Source organism: Streptomyces sp. NPDC004667 (assembly GCF_040609475.1).
In the GTDB taxonomy this organism is placed as follows: domain Bacteria; phylum Actinomycetota; class Actinomycetes; order Streptomycetales; family Streptomycetaceae; genus Streptomyces.
Genome location: NZ_JBEXKC010000043.1, coordinates 20763 through 43982, shown reverse-complemented (window position 1 = coordinate 43982; position 23220 = coordinate 20763). Strand labels below are relative to the sequence as shown.

Below are 23220 nucleotides of genomic sequence, written 5' to 3'. Positions count from 1 at the left end.
CCGCGTACGACCTCGGTGCGGCTGACGGTGCGGACGGCCGCGCCGAGGTCTTCCAAGGCAGCGGTGCTCGCGCAGGCCGCGGCGCCCCGACCCAGGGAGCAGCATCCCCATGCCGATCGATGCCGCCAAGGCCCTCGCCGCCGAACCCCGCCAGGGGGACATCGGCTGGGACCACAAGGACATCCAGCTCTACCACCTCGGCCTCGGTGCCGGGCTCCCGGCCACCGACCCCGACGAGCTGCGCTACACCCTGGAGTCCAAGCTCCACGTGCTGCCCAGCTTCGCGACCGTCGCCGGCGCCGGCATGGCCATGCTGGGCGGCCTCGCGGCCCCCGGCATCGACGTGAACCTCGCCGCCGTCCTGCACGGCGGCCACTCCATCGAGCTGCACCGCCCGATCCCCGTCAAGGGGCGGGCCACCTCCACCTCCAAGGTCGCCGCGGTCTACGACAAGGGCAAGGCGGCCGTGATCGTGCTGCGCTCCGAGGTCGCGGACGCCGACGGGCCGCTGTGGACCAGCGACGCGCAGCTCTTCGTCCGGGGAGAAGGCGGCTTCGGTGGCGAGCGCGGGCCCTCCGTCAGGGCCGAGCAGCCCGAGCGGGCCCCCGACCGCACCGAGGAGCGCGCCATCCGCGAGGAGCAGGCCCTGCTCTACCGGCTCTCCGGGGACTGGAACCCCCTGCACGCCGACCCGGAGTTCGCCAAGCTGGCCGGCTTCGACCGGCCGATCCTGCACGGCCTGTGCTCGTACGGGATGACCCTCAAGGCCGTCGTCGACACCGTCCTCGGCGGCGACGTCTCCCGGGTCCGCGCCTACCGCACGCGCTTCGCCGGGATCGTCTTCCCCGGCGAGATGCTGCGCATCCGGATGTGGCAGGAGACGGGCCGCGTCCTGGTCTCGGTGACCGCCGTCGACCGGGACGACGCCCCGGTCCTCGCCGACACCGTCGTCGAACACGCGTAGGACCACGCGCAAGACAGTCCGACCTGCGACCACAGAAGGAGCCGCACCGTGCGCGCAGCACTGCAGAGCGAGATAGGCCAGGACAAGCTGGAGGTCGTCGACGACATGGAGGCCGTGGGCCCGGGCCCCGGCAAGGTGAAGATCCGCATCAGGGCCACCGGCCTGTGCCACTCCGACCTCTCCGCGATGAACGGCGTGCTGCCGCAGCCGGCCCCCTTCATCCCCGGCCACGAGGGCTCCGGGGTGATCGCCGACGTCGGCGACGGGGTCACCCACCTCAAGCAGGGCGACCGGGTCCTGGTCTGCTGGCTGCCGCCCTGCGGGCACTGCGCGGCCTGCAAGCGCGGGCAGGGCCACCTCTGTCTGGAGAGCCTCGTCAACGCGGGCACCCCCAACTTCCGGCGCGCGGGCGGGGACGTCTTCGGCTTCGCCGCCACCGGCACCTTCGCCGAGGAACTCGTCGTCGACGCCAAGTGCGCCGTCCCGATCCCCGACGACGTGCCCTTCGACATCGCCGCCCTCATCGGCTGCGGCGTCACCACCGGACTGGGTGCCGCCATCAACACCGCGAAGGTGGAGGCCGGTTCCTCGGTCGCCGTCATCGGCTGCGGCGGCGTCGGCATCTCCGTCATCCAGGGCGCCAGGCTCCAGGGCGCCGCCCAGATCATCGCCGTCGACCCCGTCGCCTCCCGGCGCGAGGCGGCCCTGCGCTTCGGCGCCACGGAGGCCGTGGCCCCCGAGGCCCTGGACGACGCCAAGAACCGCATCACCTCCGGCGAGGGCTTCGACTACGTCTTCGAGGTCGTCGGCAAGTCCGCCACCGCGCAGACCGCCTACAAGGCGACCCGGCGCGGCGGCAGCGTCGTCATCGTCGGCGCGGGCGCCCTCGACGACACCTTCCAGGTCGACATGTTCTCGCTGTTCTTCGACGAGAAGAAGATCCTCCCGTCGATGTACGGGGGCGGGGACGTGCTCCGCTCCTACGAGCGCACCATCGCCCTGTGGCGGGCCGGCCGGGTCGACCTGGAGGGCCTGATCACCCACCGGGTCCACCTCACCGAGATCAACGACGCCCTCGACCAGATGCGCACCGGCGTCGCGCTGCGCACCTGCATCGAACTCTGACCCGCTCTGAGAGGAATCCGGTAGATGTCACTGCCACTTGAGGGGCTCAGCGCCATCGTCACCGGCGCCGGCCGCGGGCTCGGCCGGGCCGAGGCGCTCGAACTGGCCCGCCTCGGCGCGAGCGTGGTCGTCAACGACTTCGGCCAGAGCGGCCGGGACGGCTCGGGGGAGGCGTCCGCCGCCCCGGCCGAGGAGGTGGCCGCCGAGATCCGGGCGGCGGGCGGATCGGCGGTGGCGCACCTCGGTGACGTGGCCGACTTCGAGCAGGCCCGGGACCTGGTGGAACTGGCCGTCTCCTCGTTCGGGAAGCTGGACGTCCTCGTCAACAACGCGGGCATCCTGCGGGACCGGATGATCTTCTCCATGTCGGAGGAGGAGTGGGACTCGGTGATCCGGGTCCACCTCAAGGGGCACTTCAACACCACCCACTTCGCCTCCGCGCACTGGCGGGAACGCTCCAAGGCGGCGGGCGGCCCGGTCTACGGCCGGATCGTCAACACCTCCTCCGAGGCCTTCCTCGGCGGCTCGGCGGGCCAGCCCAACTACGCGGCCGCCAAGGGCGGCATCGTGGGCCTGACCACCTCGACCGCCCTGGCCCTGGCCAAGTACGGGGTGACGGCCAACGCCATCTGCCCGCGCGCCCGCACCCGGATGACCGAGGACGTCTTCGCGGGCTTCCAGGAGCCGGAGGAGGGCAAACTCGACGCCCTCGCCCCCGAGCACGTCGCCCCGCTGGTCGGCTACCTGGCCTCGCCGGCCTCGGCGAAGGCCAACGGGCAGCTGTTCGTCGTGCACGGCGGGATCGTGGTCGTGATGGAACGCCCCAGGGTGGCGGCCAAGTTCGACACCGCCAAGGAGTCCTTCTCCTACGAGGAGCTCGACGGGCTCCTCACCCCGCACTACGACTCCCGCCCGCCGAACGAGACCTTCGCGGCGCCCGAGGTCCTGGGCCTCAAGCACGGCTAGCGCGGGGGCCGTGGCGCGCGGGCCGCTCAGGGACGGACCGGGCCCGACGGGTCCGGTCCGTCCTCGTCGGTCAGGAAGCACACCCGGCGCAGTTCGGCGGGCGCCAGGGGGCCGAGACCGAGGAGGTCCGGGTCGTCCCGGACCTCTTCCCAGAACTCCGCTTCGGTCGGTGCGGTCCCCAGGACCATCCACGGCGCGCCGTACTCCGTGCGCGCCACCCACACCCCGAGCCGGCGCCGGCCCGAGCCGTACAGCTCCTCCCCGACGGGTGCCTCCTGCATCTCGGCGACCAGGCTCGACGTGTGCCGGTGGGGGCATCCGGACCGCAGGTGCTCCTGCTCCCACCGGGTGGTGAGCCGCCGCGTCGCCGAGTCCGCGACGGCGTCGGCGGCGTCCAGCGCCCGCTGATCGGCGTTCGCGGCGGCGGGCCGGACCACGCGCACCAGCAGGTCGTGCCCGCACGGCCGGTAGCTGAAGAGTCTGAAGAGGTCGATCCGGCTGCCCACACGGTCATTGTGCCCGTACGGCGCGGCCCGCGGCTCAGCCCAGCGGGGCCTGCTGGAGGGGTACCGGGCGCAGGGGCGGGGCCGGCGGGGGGTCCAGGCGGACCGGCGGGGGCGGGGCGGCGGGCTGGCCGATGCCGACGATCCCGCAGGGGACCTCCGGGGTGGCGTACGGGAGGTGCAGCCGGCCCTGCGGGGTCCACAGGCCGGTGCCGAGCCAGCCCACCGGGGCGGCGCACCGGAAGACGCCGCGGTCGGCCGGCCGCCACAGCACGAGCTCCGCCTCGCCGACCCGCAGCGCGACCCCGCACGTCTCCGGCATCAGGGCCTGGCCCGGCTGCACGGCGAAGGGGTGCGCGCCCGCGATGCGCAGGCACTCCGGGAAGCGGACCGGGCGGGCACTGCCCAGCACCCCCCAGCCGAGCCGGGGTTCGCCCGGGGCGTCGGAGCGGATCAGCAGCAGCCCGCTGTCGGGTGCGGCGAGCAGGAGCCGGTCGTCGCTGTCCTCGGCGATCTGGAGCAGCGGGCTGACCTCGCCGCTCCGCTCCAGGTCCACGGCGACGGCCTTGGTCCGGCCGTCCAGCTCGTGGTCCAGGGACAGCAGGCGGCCGACCCGGTCCAGCCACACCCCGCCGGAGCAGCGCCCCGGCAGGACGGCGACCCGGCGCGGCCCGCCGGGGGCGCCGGCGACCTGCCAGACGGTGCTCTCCGTGGGCCCCACCGCCAGGGCGTAGGCCCCGTGTCCGTCGGGGGAGGGCGGCAGCAGGCGGACCCGTACGCCCTCCTCGGCGGGCAGCGCGCCGAGCTGGAGCTCCCCGGTGCGCGGCCCGGTCGCGGCGCCCGACGGGTAGAGCAGCGCGAACGCGTGCCGGTCGGCGACCCGGCGGTGGATCAGCACCCGCCCGTCGGTCAGCGCCAGCACCTCGCTGTCGGCCTCCTCCGGCTGCGCGAGCGGCAACGGCACCGCGTACGGCTCGGGCCCGCCCAGCGTCCAGCGCTCCGGGTAGCGCGCCTGCCCCTCCCCGGCCAGCCGCGCGGCATACGCCCCGTCGGCGGCGATCGTGAACGGGGCGGTCGTCGTGATCTCGATGGCGCAGACAGTCATCCGGGCCGTCACCTCCGGATGAGGAAGCTAGTTTTCGAGGCCCCCGGGGTCGCGCACGACTCGGCGGGCTTCACACGTACGGGTGGCCGCGGGCCGATTCACCGGTGGCGGGGGGTGTGGCTGTGCTGTTCCATATCGGGGCGTTTGGGGCCAGAGGCGGCCCCTCTGTCCGAGCAACGCCACGGCCCCTTCTTTCCCCGCAGCCGGCACCGGGCTCCCGAGCCGAAGGGGCGCGCCTGGGGAACAGCGCCGAGCGCCCGCAGGAAACCGCGAGGAACGAGCGGTTTTCGAGGACGCACGGCGGTGTGAGCCAGGCTCCGGCGCCCCGGAGGCGAGGGAGCCCGTAAAAAAGGAACGGTAACCTTGGCCTGTGCCTCGCCTCTCTGAAGTCATCGCCGCGCTGGACGCTCTCTGGCCCCCCTCGCGGGCCGAGCAGTGGGACGCCGTCGGCACCGTCTGCGGCGACCCCGATGCCGAGGTCACCCGGGTGCTCTTCGCCGTCGACCCCGTACAGGACATCGTCGACGAGGCGGTGGAGCTGGGTGCCGACCTGCTCGTCACCCACCACCCCCTCTATCTGCGCGGCACCACCACCGTCGAGGCGGGCACCTTCAAGGGCCGCGCCGTGCACACGCTGATCAAGAACGACATCGCGCTGCACGTCGCCCACACCAACGCCGACACCGCCGACCCCGGTGTCTCCGACGCCCTCGCCGGCGCCCTCGACCTGCGCGTCACCGGCCCGCTCGTGCCCGACCCCACCGACCCGGCCGGCCGCCGGGGCCTCGGCCGGATCTGCGTGCTGGACCACCCCGAGACCCTCCGCGAGTTCGCGGCCCGCGCCGCGTCCCGGCTGCCGTCGACCACGCAGGGCATCCGCGCCGCGGGCGACCCGGACGCGCTGATCCGTACCGTCGCCGTCAGCGGCGGCTCCGGCGACAGCCTCTTCGAGCAGGTCCGCGCCGCCGGCGTGGACGCCTTCCTCACCGCCGACCTGCGCCACCACCCGGCGTCCGAGGCCCGCGAGCAGAGCCCGCTGGCCCTCGTCGACGCCGCCCACTGGGCCACCGAGTGGCCCTGGTGCGAGCAGGCCGCCGCGCAGCTCGACGCGATCTCCGAGCGCCACGGCTGGGGTCTGCGGACCCACGTCTCGCGCACGGTCACCGACCCGTGGACGGCGCACGCGCCGTCCGTCACCTCCCCCTCTATCTCTGGAGCCCCCAACTGAACGCCGAGCCCGCCGACCAGATCCGACTTCTCGACGTCCAGGCCCTGGACGTCCGGCTGTCTCAGCTCGCCCACAAGCGCAAGTCGCTCCCGGAGCACACCGAGGTCGACTCCCTGACCAAGGACCTCAGCCAGCAGCGCGACCTGCTCGTCGCCGCGCAGACCCAGGCCAGCGACGCCGCCCGCGAGCAGACCAAGGCGGAGCAGGACGTCGACCAGGTCCGCCAGCGCGCGGCCCGCGACCAGCAGCGCCTGGACACCGGCGTCGGCATCTCGGCCCGGGACCTGGCGAACCTCCAGAGCGAGGTCGTCTCCCTCGCCAAGCGGCAGGGTGACCTGGAGGACGTGGTCCTGGAGGTCATGGAGCGCCTGGAGGCCGCGCAGGAGCGCGTCACCGAGCTGAAGGAGCGGGTCGCCGCCCTGGAGGCCAAGCTCGTCGACGCCACCGCGCGCCGCGACGCCGCCACCGGCGAGATCGACACCGAGGTCGCGAAGATCGACAAGGACCGCGAGGTCATCGTCGGCTCCATGCCGTCCGACCTGATGGCCCTGTACGAGAAGATCCGCGTCAAGCAGGGCGGCGTCGGCGCGGCCCGCCTGTACCAGCGCCGCTGCGAGGGCTGCCGCCTGGAGCTGGACATGGCCGAGGTCAACGAGATCAAGGCCGCGGCCCGCGACCAGGTCGTCCGGCACGAGAACTGCGGCCGCATCCTGGTCCGTGCGGCGGACTCGGGCATCTGATGCCGCGTTTCGTCGTGGAGGCGGACGGCGGTTCCCGGGGCAACCCGGGTCCCGCCGGCTACGGCGCGGTCGTCCTCGACCCGGCGACGGGGGAGACCCTGGCCGAACGCGCCGAGTTCATCGGCGTCGCGACGAACAACGTCGCCGAGTACAAGGGCCTGATCGCCGGCCTGAGGGCGGCGCATGAGCTGGCGCCGGACGCGACGGTCCTGGTCCGGATGGACTCCAAGCTCGTCGTCGAGCAGATGTCGGGCCGCTGGAAGATCAAGCACCCCGACATGAAGCCGCTCGCGGCAGAGGCCGCGAAGGTCCTTCCGCGCGCGCAGGTCACCTACGAGTGGATCCCGCGCGAGCGCAACAAGCACGCCGACCGGCTCGCCAACGAGGCGATGGACGCGGGCAAGCGCGGAGCGCAGTGGGAACCGTCCCGCTCCACGGCCTTCGCCGCCGCCCCGCCGTCCGGTCCCCCCGGCGACGCGACGAAGGGCGCGGCGGCCGTCCGCGCCGCGATGGCCTCCGGCGGTGGTACGGGAACCCGCGCGGCCGGGGCGGACACCCTGTTCGGCGACGCCGCCCCGGACGCTGACGCCTCCGCGGAGGCCGCCGTCCGCGCCGCCGCCGTGGTGGCGCGCGACACCGACGCGCTGTTCGGCGCCGCCGGGACGCGCACGCCCGGCGCCACGGTCGGAGTCGAGGCCTCCGGTACGGGCACCGGCACGGGTACGGGCACCGGCCCGCGCCCCGCGGCCGGGTCCGGTGGCGGCCAAGCCACCCGGACCGCCGGAGGCACCGGCACCGGATGGGGGCCCGACATGGGCGCGCCCGCCACCTTCGTGCTGCTGCGGCACGGCGAGACCGCCCTCACTCCGCAGAAGCGCTTCTCCGGCAGCGGCGGCACCGACCCGGAGCTGTCCCCGGCCGGCCGCCGCCAGGCCGAGGCCGTCGCCGAGGCGCTGGCCGCGCGGGGCACCGTACAGGCCGTCGTCAGCTCCCCGCTGCGCCGCTGCCGGGAGACCGCCCAGGCCGTCGCCGACCGCCTCGGGCTGCCGGTCACGGTCGAGGAGGGCCTGCGCGAGACGGACTTCGGTGCCTGGGAGGGTCTGACCTTCGCCGAGGTGCGCGAGCGCTTCCCGGACGACCTCCAGGCCTGGCTGGACTCCCCGAAGGCGGCCCCGACCGGCGGCGGCGAGAGCTTCACGGCCGTCACCCGCCGTGTCTCGGCGGCCCGCGACCGGCTGCTGTCCGCCCACGCGGGCCGCACCGTGCTGCTGGTGACCCACGTGACCCCGGTCAAGACGCTGGTCCGCCTCGCGCTGGGCGCGCCGCCGGAGTCCCTGTTCAAGATGGAGCTGTCCGCGGCCTCCCTGTCGGCGGTCGCCTACTACGCCGACGGCAACGCCTCGGTCCGCCTCCTGAACGACACCTCGCACCTGCGGTAGCGCAGCGGAACGGAAGGACCCCCGCCCACTGGGCGGGGGTCCTTCCGTCGTCTCCGGCCGGTGGCGCCGGGACGGCCGTCAGGCCCCGCAGGCTCCGGTGGAGCCCCAGCGCAGGAACGCGTCGCCGGCGATGGGGTCCTCGACGAGGACCGCGTACCTCGCGTAGGGCCAGCTCGCCACTTCCGCCGCCGCGGCGGCCAGGTCCCCGCAGGACTGCCGCGCGGCCTGCTGCGCCCAGTCGCCGCGGGTGGCCCCGTCCCACGCGGGTTTGGTCGCCCACACGTACATCACCCGGTTCGCGGGGTCGAACCCGACGCTCAGGTTGTCGTGGCCGAGCCGACGGTAGCCGTCGTCGTGGGCGTTGCCGTTCCACGCCCGGATGAGCGACGTGGCGATCCGGTCGGCGATGCGGATCTCGTCCGGGTCGCTGGAGGGCACCTGAGCGGCGGCGAGGCCTCCCGCGTCGGGGTACCAGCCGGCCGCCTGCCCCGCCGCGGGGGCGGTGGTGCGGTCGGTCATGGACGTCGAGCAGGCGGTGTTGGAGCGGAAGTCGTCGGACCAGACGACCGCGGGGCCTCCCCGGCGCCCGGTGTCGACGATCACGAAGGTGCGGTACGGGAGGTCCGGGTAGGCGGTACGGAGGTCCCGCAGCCCCAGACAGGCGGTCCTGGCGACCTCGTGGATCGCCCCGAAGTCGAGTTCCCGCCCGCCGGAGGTGATGTACACCTCCCCCCGGGGCTGGTGGAAGCCGAGGGAGAAGTCCTGGTCGGGGTAGGTGGCGGCGTCGATCCAGGCTCCGGTCCCCATGGACCCCCGGGCGTCGTTCTCGGCCGGCGTCTGGGCGGCGCGGGCCGCTCGCCAGGTCGCGAGGGTCGGCGCGGTGTCCGTCGTACCGGCGTCGGAGCCCGCGGCCGACGGGCTGCCGCTGCCGCCGGCGGGGGCGGCCGGGGTGCCCGTGGTGTGCGCCGCTCCGGCGGGGTCGGCGCTCGCGTCGGCCACGGGACGGGCCGCCTGCTCGGCCCGGGTGGCGGGCAGGGCGAGGAGCCCGCCGACGAGCCCGCCCGCAGCGGCCGCACCCACGGCGACGGCGAGCAGCAGACGCCCCCGCCGGGGGGCCGCCGGACCGGGCCAGGCGGGGTCGTGGAGGGCGGGCACGTGCCATGCGGCGCGGACGGGGTCGCCGGCCAGGGTCGGGTCCGTGCCGGGCACGAGGACCTGCGTGGCCTGGGCGCACAGCAGGGCCGCGCACCGTTCGGCGGCCCGCGCGGCCGTCGGCCGGTCGTCCGGGTCCTTCGCGAGGGCCTGCTCCAGGACCTCCTGCAGGGCCGCGGGCACGCCGCCGAGGTCGGCCTCGCCGGACAGGATGCGGAAGGCGACCACGTCGGGCGCGCCCGACCCGAAGGGGAGCCGGCCGGTCGCCGCGTGGGCGACGAGGGCCCCCCAGGCGAACACGTCACCGGCCGGGCCCGAGGTGCCCGTGCGGTAGTGCTCCGGGCTGATCCAGCCCGGCGTACCGGTCATCACACCGGTCCGGGTCACGGACGTCCCGTCGGCGGCGTGGGCGATGCCGAAGTCCAGGACCCTCGGCCCCGCCGGACTGAGGATGACGTTCTGCGGCTTCACGTCCCGGTGCACCACGTCCGCGCGGTGGATCGCGGCGAGGGCCTGCGCGGTGCCGGCCGCGAAGGCGTGCAGCGTGCCGCCCGTGAGCGGCCCGTACGCGTGCAGGTGCTGGGCGAGGGTCGGTCCGGGCACGTACGCGGTCGCCAGCCACGGGGACCCGGTCTCCGTGTCGGCGGCCAGCAGGGGGACCAGGCAGGGCCCCTGCACGCGCGAGGACAGGGCGACCTCGCGGCGGAACCGGGCCCGGAACTCCGGGTCCTGGGCCTGCGCCCGGTGCACGGCCTTGACCGCGACCCGTACGCCCCGGGGGTCGAGACCGGCGTGGACGGTGCCCATGCCTCCGGTGCCGAGACGGCCGATGATCCGGTAGGGGCCGATCGTCGCCGGATCACCGGGATGGGCGGGGTCGACCCGCCCGCCGGGGCCATGGGTGCTCACGGGTGCTTCCTTCTGTCCGCGCAGGCTCGCAGGCGGAGCGTCTCATCTCCGGGACGCCCGATGGCGCGCTTCGACGTTTTGTCCGGCTGACCGCCGCTCATGTTCCGGTCCGGCAGCGGGAGTCGCGCGCACGCCGCCGCGCGGGGAGACACCCCTGCCCCGGAAGCGGGGGAGGAGTGGAGGAAGGGATACGGCAGACGAGCCGGCCTGTACGCCGGGTTCTGTCGCCCGGAGACCTCGCGGTCGCCGGGGAGACGGCCATCCATCTAGGACCGGCGTTGCCGCCGGCCTCGTGCGGTCTACCCGCGAACATCGGGCGGGCAGCCCTCAAGCGTTCGCGCAGACCCGTCCGGGGACGGATCCTCTTGACCTTGCTCCAGGTGGGGTTTACCTAGCCGCCTGAGTCACCTCAGGCGCTGGTGGTCTCTTACACCACCGTTTCACCCTTACCGGGGACCGAAGTCCCCGGCGGTCTGTTTTCTGTGGCACTGTCCCGCGGGTCACCCCGGGTGGGCGTTACCCACCACCCTGCCCTGTGGAGCCCGGACGTTCCTCGGCGGGATCCGGGGACCCCGACGCGGCCGCCCGGCCGACTCGTCTGTCGTGCCGACCATGCTACCCGGCCCTCCACGGCGGCTTGACCTTGACGCAGCGGCAGGGTTTCTACTGGACCCCATGCGGATCGGAGAGATCGCCGCGCTCGTCGGGACCACCACCCGGGCGATCCGGCACTACCACCACGTCGGGCTGCTCCCGGAACCCGAGCGGCGCCCCAACGGATACCGGGCCTACACGGTGCGCGACGCCGTCCTGCTCGCGCGGGTGCGCCGGCTCACCGAGCTCGGGCTCGGCCTGGACGAGGTGCGCGGCGTGCTGGCCGACGACGCGGGGCGCGAGCCGGCCGACGTACTCGCCGCGCTCGACGCCGACCTCGCCCGCCAGGAGGCCGAACTCCGCGAGCGCCGCCGAAGGCTCGCGGCGCTGCTCGCGGCCGGGCCGGGGGAGGGGGAGCCCGTCTCGCCCGGCCTCGCCGCGCTGCTCGCACGGGCACCCGCGACCACCTCCCCGTCCGCGGCCAAGGACCGCGAGCACCTCACCCTGCTCGACGCCACCGGAGCGGCCGGCGAGGAGACGTACGCCGCGCTCGCCCCGCTGGCCGCAGACCCGGCCGTCCTCGCCCTCTACGAGCGGCTCGACGAGCTGGCCGCGGCCCCCGTCGACGACCCCCGCATCGGCCCCCTCGCCGACGCGTTCGTGGCGGCGGTCCCCGCCGGGCTGCTGGACGCCGTCCCGGCGGACGGGCCGGTCGTGCCCGGCTTCCAGGAGGCGCTGCTCGCCGAGTACGCGCCCGCCCAGGCCGAGGTCGTACGCCGCGTGATGGCGGCGTTCGTGGAGCGGGGCCGCGGGTGAGCGCCCTGCGCGCGGCCCGGATCGCGGCCGCCGCCGTGATCCCGGGCGAGCTGCTCCTCGTCGCCTGCCTCGCCGCCGGGCTGCGGCCCCCCGGCTGGCTGCCGGTCGCGGCCGAGCTGCTGGTGTGCGGCGTACTGCTGCTGGAGGCCCGCGTGCTGCGGTCGCTGTACGCGGCTGCCCGCGCGCGGGGCCGCACCCCGCGCGAAGCCCGCCGGGACGCGGTCCGCACCGTGGTTCCCGAGCCGGTGCGCCGCCTGCTGCTGCACGAGCTGCGGGCCGCCGCCGCCCTCGGCCGCTGGGTGGCGCGCCGCACCCACGGGGTGCGCCCCGGGGACCTCGCCGCCGCGTACACCGGACCGCAGACGGCGATGATGTACGGACTGCTCTTCGTGTCGGTGATCGAGACCGTCGGGCTGGCGCTGCTGATCCCCTGGCCCGCCGTCCACCGGGTGGTCCTCGTCCTCGACGTGTACGGGGTGCTGCTGGTGCTCGCCCTGCACGCCGCCTGCGTGACCCGGCCGCACGTGGTGCGGCCCGACGGCTCGCTGCGGATCCGCTACGGCGCCCTGTTCGACCTGGCCGTCCCGCCGGACGCGGTGGCCTCCGTGCGGGTGGAGCGGCGTTATCCGGAGGGCCGGCTCGTCACCCTCTCCGAGGGCGGGGTGCTCGACCTGATCGTGGGCAGCCAGACCACGGTGACCCTGGAACTGAACCGGCCACTGGAGTTCCGCAGGCCGCTCGGCGCCCGCGCGTCGGCCCGTACGATCCGCTTCCACGCGGACGACCCGCGCGCCGTGGTCGGCGCGGTACGGCGACCCGCGCCCCCGTGAGGGTCCCTACGCCGGGGCGAAGAGGATCTTCGCGGTGCCCGGGTCGGCCTGGGTGAGGCGGACCCGGATCCGGTCGCCGAGGGGCAGCGGCGCCGCCGGGGACTCGACGCGGCCCACCACCGCCGGGTCCTCCAGGTGGACGGTGCCCACCCGCGGCTCCTGCTCCCTGATGTCGATCACCGTCGCCTCGAAGGTCTCCCCGATCCGGTCCTTGAGCACGGCCGCCTCCACCAGGTCCACGGACTCCCGCTCCACGGAGTTCGCCAGCCGGCTGCCCTCCGCCATCTCGTGCGGCAGCGCCTCCAGCGCCCCGACGGCCCACTGCGGGGGTTCGGCCCCGGCCGACGCGGCCACGCACAGCTCGCCGGTGTACCGGTCGACCAGGCGGCGCAGCGGGGCCGTGCAGTGCGCGTACGGGGCCGCGACCGCGGAGTGCAGGGCCGGGTCCGGGGTCCGCCCGCCGGTGAACACCGTGTACCCGGCGCCGCGCAGCAGGGCCGTGCACTCCTGGAGGAAGGCGGCGTGCGCGGGCAGGTGCGGGTCGAGGGAGCGCACGAGCGCCGCGTACGGGACGTGGTGCGGCCAGTCGATGCGCAGGGCCTTCGCGGCCCGCCGCAGCCGGCCGACCGCGCCGTCGGGGGCGGCGGGGAGGGTGCGCAGGACGCCGGTGCCGGTGGCGATCATGAGGTCGGCCGCGGCCATGCCGGTCATCAGGGAGATCTGCGCGTTCCAGCCGTCGGCGGGCAGCGGGGCGCGGTAGGTCAGGGAGTACGAGCCGTCGGCTCCTTCCACGACCTCCTGCTCCGGGACGTTCAGGGAGATCCCGCCGCGCTCCGTCTCCAGGGCCTCCCGCAGCGTTCCGACGATCTTCAGCAGGGCCAGGGCGGGCTCCGCGGTGCCGGAGTCGATGGCCTTCTGGACGCCGTCGTAGTCGAGCCGCGCCCGGCTGCGGACCAGGGCCCGGCGCACCCCGGCGGTCTCGACGCGGCCGTCGGCGTCCAGGTCGAGGCGCCAGAGCAGGGCCGGGCGGGTCCGGCCGGGCAGCAGGCTGGCCGCGTCCTCCGAGAGGACGGCCGGGTGCAGCGGGATCCGCTCGTCGGGGAAGTAGAGGGTGTTGACCCGGCGGTGGGCCTCGGCGTCGAGGGCGCCGCCCGGGGTGACGAAGGCGGCGACGTCGGCGATGGCGTAGTGCACGCGGTAGCCGCCGCCGGCCGGCCGCAGTGCCAGGTGCATGGCCTGGTCGAGGTCGACCGAGCCCGGGGGGTCGATGGTGAACAGCTCCAGGTCGGTGGCGTCCTCGGCCGGCAGCCGCGGGGCGGCGGCGGCCCGTTCGGCCTCGGCGAGGACCTCGGCCGGGAAGGCGGCGGGCACGCCCAGCCGTGTGCGCAGGTCGCGCAGCGCGGCCCGCAGGGCAGCCCCCTCTGCGCCGGTCATGTGCAGGTGACGGCGTGGCATGGGTCGAGCGTAGGGCCGACGGGCCGGGGCGGCGCGGCGAGCGGTCTACCCTGGCTCGGGGGCCGCACCCCCTGCGCCGCGTCTTGTCGAAGGAGAACCACCGTGCTCGTGCTGCTGCCGCCCTCCGAGGGAAAGGCCGCCGGCGGCTCCGGCGCACCGCTGGAGCCCGGCTCCCTGTCCCTGCCGGGTCTCGCGGGGGCGCGGGCGGCCGTCCTGGAGGAACTCGTCGGACTGTGCTCCGGGGACGAGCTGAAGGCGCGCGAGGTCCTGGGGCTGAGCGAGGGGCTGCGCGGCGAGGTGGCGAAGAACGCCGGGCTGCTCGACGCGCCGGCCCGGCCGGCGGGGGAGATCTACACCGGGGTGCTCTACGACGCGCTCGGCCTGGCCGCTCTGCCCGCCCCGGCGCGGGAGCTCGCGGAGCGGTCGCTGCTGGTGTTCTCGGGGCTGTGGGGCGCCGTGCGGGTGACCGACCGGATCCCGTCCTACCGCTGCTCGATGGGGGTCAAGCTGCCCGCGCTGGGCGCCCTGGGGGCGTACTGGCGCACCCCGATGGCCTCGGTGATGCCGGAGGCGGCGGGCGACGGGCTGGTGCTGGACCTGCGGTCCGCGGCGTACGGGGCGGCGTGGAAGCCGAAGGGGGAGACGGCGGGGCGGACGGCCACGGTACGGGTGCTGCACGCGCAGGTCGTGGACGGGGTGGAGAAGCGGTCGGTGGTGAGCCACTTCAACAAGGCCACCAAGGGGAGGCTGGTACGGGACCTGCTGCTGGCCGGGTCCGTCCCCGGGTCCCCGGCGGAACTCGTCACCGCCCTGCGGGACCTGGGGTACGCGGTCGAGGCGCAGGCACCGGCGAAGCCCCTGAAGCCGTGGTCCCTCGACGTGGTCGTGAGCCAGATCCACTGAGGCCGGGCCGGGGCCGGGTCCCGCCGGGTGCGGTGTCCCGGGCGGACCCCGTCGGCGGCCCCCGTCGCGGCCGTGGACCCGTCGGCCGGGGCCCGGCCCCGTCGGCGGGCCGGGCGTGCGGCCGGGGGCGGCCCCGGGGTCAGCGCCCCAGGGGCCAGGCGACGGTGGCGGGGGTCTGGTCGGCGGTGCCCGCGTACTGGGCGCAGGCGTCCGTGAGGGTTTCCAGCAGGGTCAGCGGGTCCGGGAGCGGGTGCACCATGTCGCGCAGCCAGCTCACCGAGAACTCCCCGGGGAGGGTGGCCGGGGGGAGGAGGACGTAGCTGCCGCGGCAGTGCCAGCGCAGGCCGGGGTGTTCGTCCATGGTCTCGGGGTGGCAGTCCAGTTCGCAGGGCCACCATTCGTCCTCGTCCTCCGGCGTCCCGCGGGTCGCCGTGAAGAAGAGCATCCGGGCGTGGTCCCCCGTGCCGCCCGATTCGGCGACCGGTCCGACCTCGATGCCGGCGGCCAGCAGGCGTTCCAGGGCGCTGCGTCCGGCTTCCAGCGGGACGTCGAGGACGTCGTGGACCATGCCGGTGGCGGTGATGAAGTTGGCCTGCGGCTGGTTGCGGGCCCAGCGTTCGATCTGCGCGCGGTCGGTGGTCGACTGGGTCTGCCAGGCGAAGGAGACCGGGTGCCGCGCGGGGGTGGGGCAGCCGATGCGGTCGCACGAACATCGGTAGCCGGCGGGGTGCGCGGCGGGGGCGAGCGGCAGTCCGGCGGCGGCGACGGCCAGCAGGAGGGCCTCGCGGGCACCCGCGGGGTCTTCGGTCGGGGCGGGTTTGCGGCGCCGGCGCAGCCACTGGGACATCCTGCTCTGCTCGCCGCGTTTGACGCGGCCGGACTCGGACCCCATCTATCCCCTCACCTCAACGTTGCCCCGGAAGACCGTCCCATCGTCCCACCATCCTGAGTCCCGGGTGACCGCACCCCCCGATCTGGGCCCTCCCATAACCATAGAATTCGGCCATATGTTCTCGGCCGCCGGGTCAGGCCCCGGCGGCGGCCGGGCGGGTGGTGACGTATCCCACCCCGCGCAGCGCCGCGTCCACCAGCGCGTCCGTGTGCGCGTGCGTGAGCGGCGCGGTCCTCAGCAGCCACCGGTACGTCAGCGGTCCCACCAGCATCTCCACCAACAGGCGCAGGTCGGTGTCCGCAGGGAGCAGCCCACCGTCCACGGCGATGCGCAACCGGGCTTCGTACAGGGCGAGCTGGGGTTCGAGGAGCTGCCCGGTGAAGCGGGCCCCCAGCTCGGGGTCGGTCGCGCCGGCGGCCGTGAGGGCGCGGGTGGGCGCCTCGTACCGCTCGTCGAGGAACTGGTCCACCGTGGCCCGCAGGACCGTCTTGAGGTCGGCCGCCAGGTCTCCGGTGTCGGGGAAGCCCGTCCACCCGCCCTCCTCCACGGCCTCCCCGGACCGTGCCAGCGAGGCGTCCAGCAGGACGGCCGCCTTCGAGGGCCACCAGCGGTAGATGGTCTGCTTGCCGACGCCCGCCCGGGCGGCGATGGCCTCGATGGTCAGCTTGTTGTAGCCGACCTCGCCCACCAGTGCGAGCGAGGCGTCGAGGATGGCGCGCCGCGAGCGCTCACTGCGGCGGGAGGCGTCGGGGGACTTGCTCATGACGCCCAACGTATCAATGCGAGACGTCTCGTCTTTCATCCATCGCGTAAACCACCCCATCAGTTCACTGCGCGTCCGCGCTTGAGGAGAGACGATTCTTTCCACAGACGCACGCACGTGAGTCCGCAGTCGTGAGGAGCCTTCTTTGCGCAGAGACGCCACACCCCGGCGCTACCTGATGTGCCCACCCGCACACTTCAAGGTCACGTACTCCATCAACCCGTGGATGGATCCCACGAAACCGGTGGACCTGCCCCTCGCACACGCCCAGTGGGAAGACCTGAGGGACCGCTACCGCTCCCTCGGCCACACCGTCGAGATCCTCGAACCGCACCCCGGCCTGCCCGACATGGTCTACGCCGCGAACGGGGCCCTCGTCGTCGACGGCAGGGTGCTCGGCGCCCGGTTCGCCTACCCCGAGCGCGCCGCCGAGGCGGAGATCCACCTCGACTGGTTCCGGGCGAACGGCTTCACCGACGTCCACGAGCCCTCGCACGTCAACGAGGGCGAGGGCGACTTCGCCGTCACCGCCACGTACATCCTGGCGGGCCGCGGCTTCCGCAGCAGCCCGCTCTCGCACGACGAGGCGCAGGAGTTCTTCGGCCGCCCCGTCATCGGACTCGACCTGGTGGACCCGCGCTACTACCACCTGGACACGGCGCTCTGCGTCCTCGACGGCGACGAGATCATGTACCACCCGCCGGCGTTCTCGCCGGGCAGCCGGGCCGTACTGCGGAGGCTCTTCCCGGACGCCCTGATCGTGGACGCCGAGGACGCGGCGGCCTTCGGCCTGAACTCGGTCTCCGACGGGCGCCACGTGCTGCTCCCGCAGGCCGCGACCGGGCTGATCGCCCCGCTGCGCGAGCGCGGCTTCGAACCGGTGCCGATGGACCTGGGCGAGCTGCTCAAGGGTGGCGGCAGCGTCAAGTGCTGCACCCAGGAGCTGAGGCCCCGGGAGCAGTGACCCCGGCGGCCCCGGCTCCACCCGCCGGGGCCGCGTTCCCGTACGGGGCCCCGCGGCCTACGCGTCGGCGGGCGGCGGCCACTCCTGGCCCCAGTCGGCGTCGCGCGCCGCCTTGTAGAGGTCGCCGTGGCGCTTGGTGACGGTGGCCCGGGTCAGACCGGCCGCCTCGCCGCCCTCCGGACCGCACAGCTCCAGCAGGACGAGCCCCTTCCTGATCTGCGGCCTCCGCGTGATCCGGAAGGGGACCGGCGCCACCGGGAAACGGGTCGCGGCGACGTAGCTGAACTTCTCGTCCTCGTACGGGAGGGAGCCGCCCTTGATCTTCCGGTGCAGGGAGGAGCGGCTGACCCGCGCCGAGAAGTGGCACCAGTCCTGGCCCACCTCGATCGGGCAGGCCCCGTCGTGCGGGCAGGGCGCGGCGACCTTCAGCCCCGCCTCGATCAGCTGCTCGCGGGCCTCGCGGATGCGCAGGTAGCCCTCGGGGGTGCCCGGCTCGATCAGCACCACGGCCCGCCCCGCGCGGGCCGCCTCGGCGACGACCGCCCGGCGGGCCTGCGGGGTGAGTTCGCCGAGCACGTAGGACACCGTCACCAGGTCCGCGTCGGGGAGGTCGATGCCGATGCCGATGACGGCCCGGCGCCAGTCGGCCCCGCGCAGCGCCTCGGAGGAGGAGCGGCCGGCCAGTTCCCGGCCGAGGGCGAGCGCGGGCTCCGCCCAGTCGAGCACCGTGGTGGTGCGGGGGCCGTCCCAGGTGGCGTCCACCGCCCAGGTCGCGGCGCCGGTACCGCCGCCCACGTCCACGTGCGAGCCCGGGACCCACTCGGGCGCGGCCTCCGCCAGCCCGTCCAGGGCGGCCCGTACGGCCTCGAAGGTGGCCGGCATCCGGTAGGCCGCGTACGCCGCCACGTCGGAGCGGTCGCGCAGGACGGGGGCGTCGGTGGGGGTGGCGCCCCGGTAGTTGGCGATCAGCCGCTCGACGGCGGCCGAGGCCTGCTTCGGCGGGAGCCCGTCGAGCAGCCCGGCGAGGGCGCTGCGGAGGGTCTCGGCGGTGGTGGGGGCGGAGGCGTTCACCAGCGAAGTTTACGGCGCCGGGCCCCGCCCCCGCTCACGCGGTCAGCGGTTCCCGCGGCCGCCAGGGGCGGCACATGCCGAGGAAGCAGCCCACCGAGAGCAGCGAGCAGCTCAGCTGGACCAGCGCCATCGGCACCGCCGTGTGCTCGCCCGCGATCCCGACCAGCGGGGAGGCGACCGCACCGACGAGGAAGGAGGAGGTGCCCAGCAGGGCGGATGCCGAGCCGGCGGCGTGCGGGGTGCGCATCAGCGCCTGCGCGTTGGTGTTCGGCAGCACCAGGCCCATCGCCGACATCAGCACGAACAGGGCGGCGGCGACGGGCACCAGCCCGACCTCCCCGAACACCCCGGTGGACATCAGCAGCAGTGCCACCGAGGCCACCGTGATGGTCGCGATCCCGGCGCCCAGGGCCTTGTCCAGGCTGACCCGGCCGACCAGCAGCTTGCCGTTGATCTGGCCGACGACGATCAGCCCGACGGAGTTGAGGCCGAACAGCAGGCTGAAGGCCTGCGGGGAGGCCCCGTAGATCTCCTGGACCACGAAGGGCGAGGCGGATATGTAGGAGAAGAGCACCGCGAAGGCGAAGCCGCCCGCCAGGGTGTACCCGGCGAAGACCCGGTCGCCGAGCAGCCCGCGCATGGTCCGCAGCGCGGAACCCACGCCGCCCGTCTGGCGCCGCTCCGGCGGGAGCGTCTCCGCCAGACTGCGCCAGACCACCACGGTGAGGGCCAGACCGACGACCGTCAGCACGACGAAGACCCCGCGCCAGTCGGCGAAGCGCAGCACCTGGCCGCCGATGAGCGGCGCGACGATCGGGGCGGCCCCGGATATGAGCATCAGGGTGGAGAAGAAGCGGGCCATCTCGACCCCGTCGTACAGGTCCCGCACGACGGCGCGGGCGATGACCACCCCGGCGGCGCCGGCCAGGCCCTGGACCAGGCGGAAGCCGATCAGCAGCTCGGTGGTCGTCGCGAGGGCGCAGACCGCCGTGGCGAGGACGTAGAGGACCATGCCCGCGAGCAGGGGCCGGCGGCGGCCCCACTTGTCGCTCATCGGGCCGATGACCAGCTGGCCCAGCGCCATGCCGGCGAGGCAGGCGGTCAGGGTGAGCTGGACGGTCGCCGCCGGGCTGCGCAGCGCGTCGGTCACCTCCGGAAGCGCCGGCAGGTACATGTCCATGGACAGCGGGGGGAGCGCGGTGAGCCCGCCCAGGATGAAGGTGACCAGCAGACCGGTGCGGCGCGCGGCCGTCAGCGGGACGGCCGCGGCGGGCGAGGGGGGCGGGGATCCGGGGGCGGCGCCCTCCGTGGGGGCCGCCGAGGGGCCTCTCTCCGACATGCCGAACTCCAGTCTTCTCATCCGATGTACGCACCCCTGACCGACCCATGCTCTCAGCTGTCGGAACGTCCCGAGCCGGACGTGCGGTGTGACGTACCCTGCGGCCCCATGAACGCACCGCTGAAGAAGATCGCCGTCGTGACGGGTGCCGGCTCCGGCATCGGCCGCTCCGTCGCCCTCGCCCTGGCCGGGGCGGGCTGGTCGGTGGCCGTGGCCGGACGCCGGACCGGGCCCCTGGAGGACACGGCCGCCGCCGTCGGGCCGGGCGCGGAGGTGCTCCCCGTACGGGCGGACGTGAGCGACCCGGCCGACGTGGCCGCGCTCTTCGCCGCCGTCCGCGACCACTACGGGCGCCTCGACCTGCTCTTCAACAACGCCGGCACCTTCGGCCCGGCCGGGGTCGCGCTGGAGGACATCTCCTACGAGGCCTGGCGCCAGGTCGTCGACGTCAACCTCACCGGCTCCTTCCTCTGCGCCCAGGCCGCCTTCCGGGCGATGAAGGAGCAGGACCCGCAGGGCGGCCGGATCATCAACAACGGCTCCATCTCCGCCCACGTGCCCCGCCCGAACTCCGTCGCCTACACCGCGACCAAGCACGCCATGACGGGCCTGACCAAGTCCCTGTCCCTGGACGGGCGCCCGTACCGGATCGCCTGCGGCCAGATCGACATCGGCAACGCGGCCACCGAGATGACCGAGCGCATGCAGACCGGCATCCTCCAGGCGGACGGCCGGCTGGCCGTGGAACCGGTGATGGACGCCGCCGACGTGGCCCGCACGGTCCTGCACATGGCGGAGCTGCCGCTGGAGGCCAACGTCCAGTTCGCGACGGTGATGGCGACGGCGATGCCGTACATCGGCCGCGGCTGACGGCCCGGAACGGTGGCAGGGCCACGGCCGACCGTGGCCATGACCCCGCCGTACCGCTCCGGTCCTCCCGGGATCAGACGGGGTCGACCTGCCAGATGAAGCAGTCGGCCACCTTCTGCGGCTCCTTGCCGAGCAACGAGGTGAGGGTGCCGCGCAGTTCGGGGGTGCGCTCCTGCTCCACGGGCAGGACGACCAGACCGGCCTTCCAGTGGGCTAGATCCCCACGGGCCTCCTCGCGCATCTCCGGGGTGACCTCCGGCGGTGCGACGGTACCCCAGCGCATGTCCCGCAGCAGGTCGGACAGCATGCGCGGCTTGGCGCCGTAGATCCCGACGCGGTCGGGCCCGTCGGGCCCGTTGAAGTAGCCGCCGGCCAGCTTGAACCCGAAGCCGGTGCCGCTCTGCCAGCGCAGGGAGGCCGCGTAGCGGGGGTCGGGCAGCGGTACCGGGACCAGGGACCGGCCGTCCTTGAGGTACTCCTCGTACAGGCCCCGGGAGATGAACGCCGGTACGGGGTCGCGCTCCTCGACGACCAGCGGCAGCGGCAGGATCGGCACCAGCGCGGCGGCCACGGCCAGGTACCCGACGACGCGGTGCTCGCGGGCGCGGAAGCCCACGATCCGGTCGAGGGCGAGGGCCAGCAGGATGCCGAAGACGGGCGCGCACACCATGGCGACCCGGCTCTCGATGACCGATTCGAGCAGCGGCAGGTGCCGCAGGACCCGCCAGGGCGCGGGAACGGCGATGCCGAACTTGTCGATCTCCACCCGGGGGCCCAGGGAGAGCACGGCCGTGGCCAGGGCGGTGATGCCGAGGGCGCGCACCACGGGCAGCCGCCACAGCCACAGGGTGATCCCGGTGGCCAGGGCGAGCAGGGGCCAGCCGTAGAAGGCGTTCTGCTCGGTGGTGTTCAGCGAGAGCCTGCCCGCGGTCTCGGCGTTGCCGAACAGCGAGCGGGCCGAGTACTCGGTCAGGGCGCGCAGCGGGTTGCCGGCCCCGCCCTCGCCGTGGAGCACCGAGTGGTAGCTCTGCGGGCCGAAGAACTGCCAGTACAGGGGGAAGGCGACGAGCGGCACGGAGACGGCCGCCGTGATCGCCAGGCCCTTGGCCAGCGGCCGCAGCGCCGCGCGGGCGGTCTCGCGGTCGGCGTACGCGTGGACGAGGGCGAAGATCAGCATGCCCATCGCGGCCAGCAGGAACGGCTCCTCGCCGAGGAAGACCTGGTAGGCGGAGAACAGCCCGAGCAGCACGCCGTCGCGGACGACGTTCTTGCCCTCGCACAGCCGCAGCGCCCGGTCGATGATGACCGGGATCATGAAGAGCACGACGAAGTTCGGGTGGGCGTTGGCGTGCGAGATCATCGGCGGCGCGAAGGCGGCCAGGGCCCCGCCGACGGCGGCCGCCCAGCGGCTCTCCGTGAACCGGCGGTGGATCAGCCAGTACCAGGACCAGGCGGTCACGGCGATGCCGAGGGTGAACACCAGGGCGAGCGTGACGGTCGGGCCGAAGAGCAGGGTGACCGGGGTGAACGGGACCGAAAGTCCGAGCATCACCGTGTTCCCCATCAGATTCACGCCGTCCGGCATGTTCTGGAAGTCGGTGAACAGGGGGTTGCGCAGGTGTGCGACATTGTCGGCGGTGACCCCGAAGAACCATTCCCACTGGTTCTGGTCCTGCAGGGAATGGGCGAGGATCGAGCCGTCCAGATCCCCCCACCACCCCTTGTAGAGGTAGAGCGAGGCCAGCAGGTACAGCGCGGCCACGACGATGCCGCCGGCATTCAGGCGCATCAGTTCGCCGAGCGTGCGCAGGTAGTCCAGGAGCTGGACCTTGGAGCCGTCCTGGTGCGCCCAGCGGACCGGAACCTCGGCGACCGGCCACCCCTTGCGCCGGAAGTACTGGAGGATCTCCACGTCGATGGCCCAGCCGTCGAGCTTGGCGGCGCCGAAGGCCGCGCGGGCATGGTCCCCGTCGAACAGCTTGAAACCGCACTGGGTGTCGCGGATCCCGCGGACGGCGACCAGTCGGATGACCCGGTTGCCGACCCAGCCGAGCACTTCGCGCAGCGCGCTCTGCTGGCGTTCCACGGCGGAGTCGCGGTGGGCGCGCGAGCCGATGGCGGCGTCGAGCTTCGGGTCGTCGGCCAGGGCCTTCTCCAGCCCGGCGAGCTCCTCCATGGGGGTCGCCAGGTCGGCGTCCATGATCAGCACGCGCCGCCCCAGCGAGGCCGCGACGCCGAGCCGCAGCGCGCTGCCCTTGCCCCGGTTCTGCTCGGACTGCACGAGCCGGATCCGGTGCTCGTCCACACCGGCCTTCAGGGCGACGGTGGCGGTCCGGTCGGGGGAGCCGTCGTCGACGACGATGACCTCCCAGTCCTCCGTGCCGGTGCCGACGTGGGAGTCCAGGTAGGCTCGGACGACGTCCAGGGTGGGCCCCAGGCGGTCCTCCTCCCGGTAGGCGGGAATGACCACGGACAGGCCGACGGACCCCGGTCCCTGGTCGACGGGTTTGCCCGTGGCGGTGGCACCGCGGGACCTGAGTATGCCGTTCTGCACGTACGAGCCATTCGTCGAGTTGTCCGGTCCGGCCGATG

20 protein-coding genes and 1 other RNA gene are annotated in these 23220 nt (G+C 74.4%); 11 read left to right on the top strand and 10 right to left on the bottom strand.

The genetic code is table 11. From position 1 onward, the window contains the following. Positions 1–109 precede the first annotated feature (109 nt). Genes ABZW32_RS23355 through ABZW32_RS23345 form a run of 3 tightly spaced genes read left to right on the top strand, consistent with a single transcriptional unit; the run spans position 110 to position 3055 of the window. A complete protein-coding gene (locus tag ABZW32_RS23355) occupies positions 110–964 on the top strand; it encodes a MaoC/PaaZ C-terminal domain-containing protein (protein WP_356218719.1) in 855 nt (284 codons plus the stop codon). A 48-nt stretch (positions 965–1012) separates the two neighbouring features. Further along, a complete protein-coding gene (locus ABZW32_RS23350) occupies positions 1013–2089 on the top strand; it encodes a Zn-dependent alcohol dehydrogenase (protein WP_356218716.1) in 1077 nt (358 codons plus the stop codon). Between the two features lie 24 nt (positions 2090–2113). Then, positions 2114–3055, top strand: coding sequence for a 3-oxoacyl-ACP reductase (locus tag ABZW32_RS23345; RefSeq protein ID WP_356218713.1), 942 nt, complete (start codon positions 2114–2116; stop codon positions 3053–3055). Positions 3056–3081: 26 nt separating this feature from the next. On the opposite strand, the gene ABZW32_RS23340 is transcribed toward ABZW32_RS23345, so the two are convergent. Then, positions 3082–3561, bottom strand: a complete 480-nt coding sequence (locus ABZW32_RS23340) for a hypothetical protein (protein WP_356218710.1) — start codon at positions 3559–3561, stop codon at positions 3082–3084. A gap of 34 nt (positions 3562–3595) precedes the next feature. Further along, the gene (locus ABZW32_RS23335) at positions 3596–4663 is read right to left on the bottom strand and encodes a hypothetical protein (protein ID WP_356218707.1); all 1068 of its coding nucleotides are present in this window, start codon (positions 4661–4663) and stop codon (positions 3596–3598) included. A gap of 370 nt (positions 4664–5033) precedes the next feature. On the opposite strand from ABZW32_RS23335, the gene ABZW32_RS23330 reads away from it, so the two are divergent. From ABZW32_RS23330 to ABZW32_RS23320, 3 genes are read left to right on the top strand one after another with little or no spacing between them, the layout of a single operon-like run. After that, positions 5034–5891, top strand: coding sequence for a Nif3-like dinuclear metal center hexameric protein (locus ABZW32_RS23330; RefSeq protein ID WP_356218704.1), 858 nt, complete (start codon positions 5034–5036; stop codon positions 5889–5891). Beyond that, positions 5888–6631 (top strand): C4-type zinc ribbon domain-containing protein, encoded by a 744-nt coding sequence (locus tag ABZW32_RS23325; protein ID WP_356218795.1) that lies wholly within the window; start codon positions 5888–5890, stop codon positions 6629–6631. The genes ABZW32_RS23330 and ABZW32_RS23325 overlap by 4 nt, the downstream gene beginning before the upstream one ends. Further along, positions 6631–8070, top strand: coding sequence for a bifunctional RNase H/acid phosphatase (locus ABZW32_RS23320; RefSeq protein WP_356218701.1), 1440 nt, complete (start codon positions 6631–6633; stop codon positions 8068–8070). The genes ABZW32_RS23325 and ABZW32_RS23320 overlap by 1 nt, the downstream gene beginning before the upstream one ends. Positions 8071–8148: 78 nt before the next feature. Here ABZW32_RS23320 and ABZW32_RS23315 read toward each other — a convergent pair whose 3' ends face one another. Beyond that, positions 8149–10131 carry a serine/threonine-protein kinase gene (locus ABZW32_RS23315; protein ID WP_356218698.1) on the bottom strand — a complete coding sequence of 661 codons (1983 nt, stop codon included), beginning with the start codon at positions 10129–10131 and terminating at the stop codon, positions 8149–8151. Positions 10132–10325: 194 nt separating this feature from the next. Further along, an RNA gene (gene rnpB, locus ABZW32_RS23310) (RNase P RNA component class A) lies at positions 10326–10728 on the bottom strand. 78 nt (positions 10729–10806) lie between these two features. Here rnpB and ABZW32_RS23305 point away from each other — a divergent pair. Then, positions 10807–11541, top strand: coding sequence for a MerR family transcriptional regulator (locus tag ABZW32_RS23305; RefSeq protein ID WP_356218695.1), 735 nt, complete (start codon positions 10807–10809; stop codon positions 11539–11541). Then, positions 11538–12371, top strand: coding sequence for a hypothetical protein (locus ABZW32_RS23300; RefSeq protein ID WP_356218692.1), 834 nt, complete (start codon positions 11538–11540; stop codon positions 12369–12371). Before ABZW32_RS23305 ends, ABZW32_RS23300 begins: the two co-directional genes overlap by 4 nt. 6 nt (positions 12372–12377) lie before the next feature. Here ABZW32_RS23300 and ABZW32_RS23295 read toward each other — a convergent pair whose 3' ends face one another. Continuing rightward, complete coding sequence (locus ABZW32_RS23295) at positions 12378–13826, bottom strand: RNB domain-containing ribonuclease (RefSeq protein WP_356218689.1); 1449 nt, start codon at positions 13824–13826, stop codon at positions 12378–12380. A gap of 102 nt (positions 13827–13928) precedes the next feature. On the opposite strand from ABZW32_RS23295, the gene yaaA reads away from it, so the two are divergent. Further along, positions 13929–14729 (top strand): peroxide stress protein YaaA, encoded by an 801-nt coding sequence (yaaA, locus tag ABZW32_RS23290; protein WP_356218686.1) that lies wholly within the window; start codon positions 13929–13931, stop codon positions 14727–14729. 139 nt (positions 14730–14868) lie between these two features. Here yaaA and ABZW32_RS23285 read toward each other — a convergent pair whose 3' ends face one another. Together ABZW32_RS23285 and ABZW32_RS23280 are read right to left on the bottom strand one after the other, a co-directional pair. After that, positions 14869–15621: a bifunctional DNA primase/polymerase gene (locus ABZW32_RS23285; protein ID WP_356218683.1), complete on the bottom strand. Its 753-nt coding sequence runs from the start codon at positions 15619–15621 to the stop codon at positions 14869–14871. Between the two features lie 133 nt (positions 15622–15754). Beyond that, a complete protein-coding gene (locus ABZW32_RS23280; RefSeq protein WP_356218680.1) occupies positions 15755–16384 on the bottom strand; it encodes a TetR/AcrR family transcriptional regulator in 630 nt (209 codons plus the stop codon). A 145-nt stretch (positions 16385–16529) separates the two neighbouring features. Between ABZW32_RS23280 and ddaH the strand changes: the two genes are divergently transcribed. Continuing rightward, positions 16530–17348 (top strand): dimethylargininase, encoded by an 819-nt coding sequence (gene ddaH, locus ABZW32_RS23275; protein WP_356218677.1) that lies wholly within the window; start codon positions 16530–16532, stop codon positions 17346–17348. 57 nt (positions 17349–17405) lie between these two features. Here the strand turns inward: ddaH and ABZW32_RS23270 are convergent, their stop codons facing one another. Both ABZW32_RS23270 and ABZW32_RS23265 read right to left on the bottom strand, forming a co-directional pair. Further along, positions 17406–18419, bottom strand: a complete 1014-nt coding sequence (locus ABZW32_RS23270) for a small ribosomal subunit Rsm22 family protein (RefSeq protein WP_356218675.1) — start codon at positions 18417–18419, stop codon at positions 17406–17408. Positions 18420–18453: 34 nt separating this feature from the next. After that, complete coding sequence (locus ABZW32_RS23265; RefSeq protein WP_356218672.1) at positions 18454–19758, bottom strand: multidrug effflux MFS transporter; 1305 nt, start codon at positions 19756–19758, stop codon at positions 18454–18456. Between the two features lie 108 nt (positions 19759–19866). On the opposite strand from ABZW32_RS23265, the gene ABZW32_RS23260 reads away from it, so the two are divergent. Next, positions 19867–20628, top strand: coding sequence for an SDR family oxidoreductase (locus tag ABZW32_RS23260; protein WP_356218669.1), 762 nt, complete (start codon positions 19867–19869; stop codon positions 20626–20628). 73 nt (positions 20629–20701) lie between these two features. Here ABZW32_RS23260 and ABZW32_RS23255 read toward each other — a convergent pair whose 3' ends face one another. Continuing rightward, positions 20702–23170, bottom strand: a complete 2469-nt coding sequence (locus ABZW32_RS23255) for a dolichyl-phosphate beta-glucosyltransferase (RefSeq protein WP_356218792.1) — start codon at positions 23168–23170, stop codon at positions 20702–20704. Positions 23171–23220: the final 50 nt, after the last annotated feature.

Excerpts from the sequence above, each read along its gene's own strand:
- ABZW32_RS23280 (WP_356218680.1), bottom strand. The coding sequence starts at position 16,384 with ATGAGCAAGTCCCCCGACGCCTCCCGCCGCAGTGAGCGCTCGCGGCGC.
- ABZW32_RS23285 (WP_356218683.1), bottom strand. The coding sequence starts at position 15,621 with ATGGGGTCCGAGTCCGGCCGCGTCAAACGCGGCGAGCAGAGCAGGATG.
- ABZW32_RS23320 (WP_356218701.1), top strand. The coding sequence starts at position 6,631 with ATGCCGCGTTTCGTCGTGGAGGCGGACGGCGGTTCCCGGGGCAACCCG.
- ABZW32_RS23335 (WP_356218707.1), bottom strand. The coding sequence starts at position 4,663 with ATGACTGTCTGCGCCATCGAGATCACGACGACCGCCCCGTTCACGATC.
- ABZW32_RS23345 (WP_356218713.1), top strand. The coding sequence starts at position 2,114 with ATGTCACTGCCACTTGAGGGGCTCAGCGCCATCGTCACCGGCGCCGGC.
- ABZW32_RS23295 (WP_356218689.1), bottom strand. The coding sequence starts at position 13,826 with ATGCCACGCCGTCACCTGCACATGACCGGCGCAGAGGGGGCTGCCCTG.
- ABZW32_RS23265 (WP_356218672.1), bottom strand. The coding sequence starts at position 19,758 with ATGTCGGAGAGAGGCCCCTCGGCGGCCCCCACGGAGGGCGCCGCCCCC.
- ABZW32_RS23260 (WP_356218669.1), top strand. The coding sequence starts at position 19,867 with ATGAACGCACCGCTGAAGAAGATCGCCGTCGTGACGGGTGCCGGCTCC.
- ABZW32_RS23355 (WP_356218719.1), top strand. The coding sequence starts at position 110 with ATGCCGATCGATGCCGCCAAGGCCCTCGCCGCCGAACCCCGCCAGGGG.
- ABZW32_RS23305 (WP_356218695.1), top strand. The coding sequence starts at position 10,807 with ATGCGGATCGGAGAGATCGCCGCGCTCGTCGGGACCACCACCCGGGCG.